General features: G+C 38.8%; 4 protein-coding genes. 2 read left to right on the top strand and 2 right to left on the bottom strand.

Going from position 1 to position 5,024, the window contains the following annotated elements; all coding sequences use genetic code 11:
• Positions 1-2,268, top strand: a 2,268-nt coding sequence (locus Q0688_RS23370; protein WP_299082988.1) for an FAD-linked oxidase C-terminal domain-containing protein, incomplete at its 5' end; no start/stop codon positions are given.
• A 328-nt stretch (positions 2,269-2,596) separates the two neighbouring features.
• Here the strand turns inward: Q0688_RS23370 and Q0688_RS23365 are convergent.
• Positions 2,597-3,748, bottom strand: a complete 1,152-nt coding sequence (locus tag Q0688_RS23365) for a cupin domain-containing protein (protein ID WP_299082986.1) — start codon at positions 3,746-3,748, stop codon at positions 2,597-2,599.
• A complete protein-coding gene (locus Q0688_RS23360) occupies positions 3,675-4,712 on the bottom strand; it encodes an adenylate/guanylate cyclase domain-containing protein (RefSeq protein ID WP_299082984.1) in 1,038 nt (345 codons plus the stop codon). The genes Q0688_RS23365 and Q0688_RS23360 overlap by 74 nt, the downstream gene beginning before the upstream one ends.
• Positions 4,713-4,866: 154 nt before the next feature.
• Between Q0688_RS23360 and Q0688_RS23355 the strand changes: the two genes are divergently transcribed.
• Positions 4,867-5,024: hypothetical protein (locus tag Q0688_RS23355; protein WP_299082990.1), on the top strand; the 158-nt coding region annotated here is incomplete at its 3' end.

Raw genomic sequence — 5,024 nt, 5'->3', positions numbered from 1 at the left:
GAATTAGATATTAGCCGAGTGATCACCGGCTCAGAAGGCTCTTTGGTGTTTGTGGCCGAAGCAAAAGTTAACATCACCCCTATCGCTACATATAAAGCGTTAGTGAATGTGAAGTACAACTCATTTGAGTCGGCCTTAAGGCATGCTCCTAGTATGGTTGCAGCAAATGCGACCTCAGTCGAGACTGTCGACAGTAACGTTCTTAACTTGGCAAAGCAGGATATTATTTGGCACTCGGTTGCCGATTTGATCACTGAAGTAGCAGGTAAAACGGTACTAGGCCTGAATATGGTGGAGTACAACAGCAATGACCAAGCCGATATTGAACAAAAAATAGCGTCATTAAGTGCCAGTTTAGACCAAGCGGAAAACCTTGGGGTGATTGGTTATCAAATCACTTATGACAAGTCAGACATTCAAAAGATTTACGCCATGCGTAAAAAATCAGTAGGACTGCTTGGGAAAATCAAAGGCACTAAAAAGCCCCTCGCCTTTGTAGAAGATACGGCTGTGCCTCCTGAAAACTTAGCCGATTTTATAATGGAGTTTAGGGCATTACTTGATGCTCATGATTTAAAGTATGGAATGTTTGGACATGTCGATGCAGGCGTATTACACGTGCGCCCTGCCCTCGATATGTGCGACCCTGTTCAAGAGGCCATGATCCCTGAAATTTCTAACAAAGTGGTTAGTTTAGTAGCCAAATATGGTGGCTTAATGTGGGGAGAACATGGCAAAGGCTATCGCAGCGAATATGGACCACAATTTTTTGGTGATGAATTATTTACTGAGCTAAGAAAAATAAAAACAGTGTTTGACCCACACAACAAAATGAATCCAGGGAAAATTTGCACTCCCTTGGACTCTGCCGATGTTTTAGTCAAAGTATCAGATCAAAAAAGAGGCGAATTCGACCGGCAAATACCGATACAAGTAAGAGCCTCTTTCGAGCCTGCCATGAATTGTAACGGTAATGGGCTTTGTTTTAACTACGATACAACCTCACCTATGTGCCCATCATTTAAAGTAACCGGTGATAGGCGCCACAGCCCCAAAGGACGTGCCAGCATGGTGCGTGAATGGTTGCGTTTATTGTCAAAGCAAAATATTGATGTCAATGCACTTGAACACAATGAAGATCCGCCTAGTTGGTTTGAACGTCTTAGAAATAGTACCGATAAAAACGTCGAAGATGATTTTTCCCATCAGGTATTAGACGTAATGGACGGTTGTTTAGCCTGTAAAGCTTGTTCAAGCCAATGCCCTGTTAACGTTGATGTACCGGGGTTTAGATCACGATTTTTGAGTATTTACTACCAACGGTATTTACGCCCTACAAAAGATCATTTAGTCGCTAACATTGAAAAAATGGCTCCGCTTATGGCTAAGATGCCTGGCTTTATCAATTTTTTTCTAAATCAAAATTGGGTCAATTCAGCTATTAAAAAAACCGTGGGATATGTTGATACGCCTATCTTATCGCAACCTACCCTTGATAAAAGATTAAAGGGGCACCAAGCAACACAATTTGATTTAGCTGAATTAAAACAATTAAGCCCAGCTCAATTAGCCCAAAAAGTGTGTATTGTTCAAGATCCCTTTACCAGTTTTTATGATGCAACTGTGGTTGAGTCATTAGTGCAACTCATTAGCAAATTAGGTTTTGAGCCCGTTCTGTTGCCTTTTTTGCCAAACGGTAAACCTCAGCATGTAAAAGGGTTTTTAAACGAATTTGCAAAAACAGCCAAAACGGCAGCAGACTTTCTCAATCAAATAGATGATTTAAAGCTCACCATGATTGGCGTAGATCCTTCCATGGTGCTTTGTTATCGAGATGAATATGCTAAAACTCTTGGGGAAGCCCGTGGTGAATTTAAGGTGCAATTGGTTCACGAATGGTTGCTAGACATTAAACTTCCTAAAGTGCGCCAAAGTGGAACAAAACACTATGCATTATTCGGGCATTGCAGTGAAAAAACAGCCCTACCTGTCAGTGAAAAACATTGGCAACAAATCTTTCATACTACAGGCTTGAAGCTATCAGCAGTATCCGTTGGATGTTGTGGAATGGCGGGAACATTTGGCCATGAAGCTAGCCACCTTGAAGAATCAACCGGAATTTATCAATTGAGTTGGCAACAAGCAGTAAACCAATATTCACCTGAGCAAATTCTGGCAACTGGATACTCTTGTCGCAGTCAGGTGGCAAGATTAGAAGGGTTTAAACCGCAACATCCATTACAAGTATTAGCAAATGAATTGGAATAGAACTTAAGAGTTAAATCTGAGGCAATATTAAGCTATGGGGCAAAGAGAGTTTGATACCCATCAATGTCTCTAAATTCTGGTTCAACCGCAATGCGAGCTATTGCTACGTTTGGAATATTACGGCCAGTCGCTACCGCTTGATTGTGTTTATTTACCACTAACTCATAACATGCGATGCTACCTTGGCGATCAAACTCATATTCCTCAGCAATACGCCTTAGGCAAACAAATTCCTTTCTTAACTATCTAACCCGAACTCGGGATATCTAAATTTGTGGTATTCATTTTTCCAGTCATCGTTCTTCGCAAAAAAGTCATGTGTAAACGCCTAGTATTCAGGGTACCGGTACCCTGCATTGACCAGCCTAGCGAGCAACTGTACAAAAAACACTCTGTGTTTTTCAGGTATAGTTTCATAAATATTAAAAACAGGCTGATTTAAGAAATCTACAACTACCTGTTTACTAGTAATCGGCGCAGAAAATTCATCTCCTTGAATATAAAAGTAAAATTCTTCTCTAACTGTAGATTGAGGTTCAACAAATACCGGTTTAATTCCTAAACTTCGAACAAAACCAGTATTATCGTCTATTAATTGGTTAATTTCCTGAATGCTAAATTGTTCTAATTCTTGTTCATCATCGCCCTGATGCGTAGCACTTTGACTAAGAAATTGAGCGGTCCAATTGGAAAAATGTTCTTTTTCCAACACTTGTTGAAGTAAATTTTTAAATCTACTGACCTCATCTATTTTAACTTCGCCACTAAAATCCCTAGACGCAATTTTTTCATCAGTAAAGCGCTTTTGAAACAAATTTTTATCCAAAGCAAAGTCAGCAAATGAAGACAATAGTTCCTGTTGAGTTGGTGCACGAAACCCAACTGAATAATTCAAACAAGCATCTAAGGCTACGCCATTATGAGGATGATTAGCTGGGATATAGATAATGTCGCCACTGTGTAAAACTTGGTCGATTACCGGTTCAAACTCAGTGATTTGAGATAGATCTCTATGTGGGCGAACATGTGTAAACTCTGCTGGTAGTCCTACTTGCCAGCGTCTGGTGCCTTTTCCTTGAATAATAAAAACATCATATTGGTCGAGATGGGGACCAACACCCGCACCTTTATTGGAATAACTCACCATTAAGTCGTCCATGCGCCAATGTGGTATAAAATCAAATGCCCTCATGAGTGCATCGGCTTCTGGTATATAGTGATCGACCGATTGAACCAATAAACTCCAAGCCCCAATACAAAGAGCATTAATATCATCAAAAGGACCATGATTTAATTGCCAGTTGTTGTCCTGATTACTAATTATTCTTGAGTCGATGTCTGGCTCTTGGCTTAAACCAGCCAATTCGTTTTCATCAAGAGGTTCTACAAAATCTTCAAAACCTTGTTTAATAACGAGCGGTTTTTTCTGCCAATATTGACCGAGAAACGTTCTTACATTGAAGTTGTTTAATGTGTACATCTGTTCCTAACTTATCTTTCTTTGAAATTAACCAATAGGTATTTGTCCAGCCAACACCTTTATCTTGGATTGGATCTCGTTTATCAAAATTGAAATGGTGTTTAGTCATGTTATAAATTGATTCAGTTACCTGAATTTTGTTGCGTATTCCTTGGCTCTCCATGCGTGACGCTAAGTTAACAGCTTCACCCCATAAATCGTAACTAAATTTACTTTTTCCAATAATTCCAGCGATGACTTCTCCGCAGCCAATCCCAATCCTTAAACCTGTTTGCATACTATGAGCTTTACAAATATCTCTAAAGGCAACTTGCATGTCTAACGCGCAATAACAGCATTGAATAGCATGGAAATCACAATTAATTGGCACCCCACCCGCCACCATATAGCCATCTCCATTAGTTTTAATTTTTTCTAATCCATGTTTTTGAGTAATGTTATCAAACTCAGTAAACACTTCATTTAGAAAATTGACTAACTGATGTGGCGATAGCTTTTTGCACATTGGAGTAAAATTTTGAATGTCTGCAAACATAATGCTGGCTTGCTCAAAATAGTCAGCGATTATTTCAGATGAATGTTTTAGGCGTTGCGCAATGCTACTTGGAAGAATATTCAATAATAATTGTTCTGAACGTTTTTTTTCTTTTGAAAGTTTTTCCCAACTTCGATTAACGTTTTTCCAAAGATGAAAACTACACAACATACTGGATAGAGCAAATACAAGTCCACAAGCCAGCCGAAATATTTGTTGGTGTTGAGACATCGTATTGTCAGCTATCGATACATAAAACCAAATTTCAAAACCAAGAAACAGGCCAAAGAAACTGCTAACTACCAAATTCATCATAAGACGTTCATGCTGATAAAATAGAAAAGGGCTTATAAAAACAGCAATCAAAAAGAAATACTGAATATTGAGATTGATTTCCCACAATACACAAGAAATCAACACATTAAACATATCATCTATATCCTTTACTGTAATCGATATGCAATTTCTCCTGCTTGTCAACAAAGTTATCCACAGATTAAAAGATTTATCTTAACGCAACTATAGAGTGAAACCCTTGAATGTGGCATTCTTAGCACACTTTATTGTTAGCCATTAAATTACCATGCCAAATTCTTCATTATCACCGCTTATTTTAGTCGACGGATCATCTTATTTATTTCGCGCATATCATGTGCCTTATTTACAAGCATTGTCTACCGCAGATGGTCAACCCACTGGAGCGATCACCGGTGTATTAAATATGATAAAAAGTCTTAAAAA

Source organism: uncultured Paraglaciecola sp., from assembly GCF_937123705.1.
Lineage (GTDB): Bacteria > Pseudomonadota > Gammaproteobacteria > Enterobacterales > Alteromonadaceae > Paraglaciecola.
This window is presented reverse-complemented; position numbering and strand designations above follow the sequence as displayed.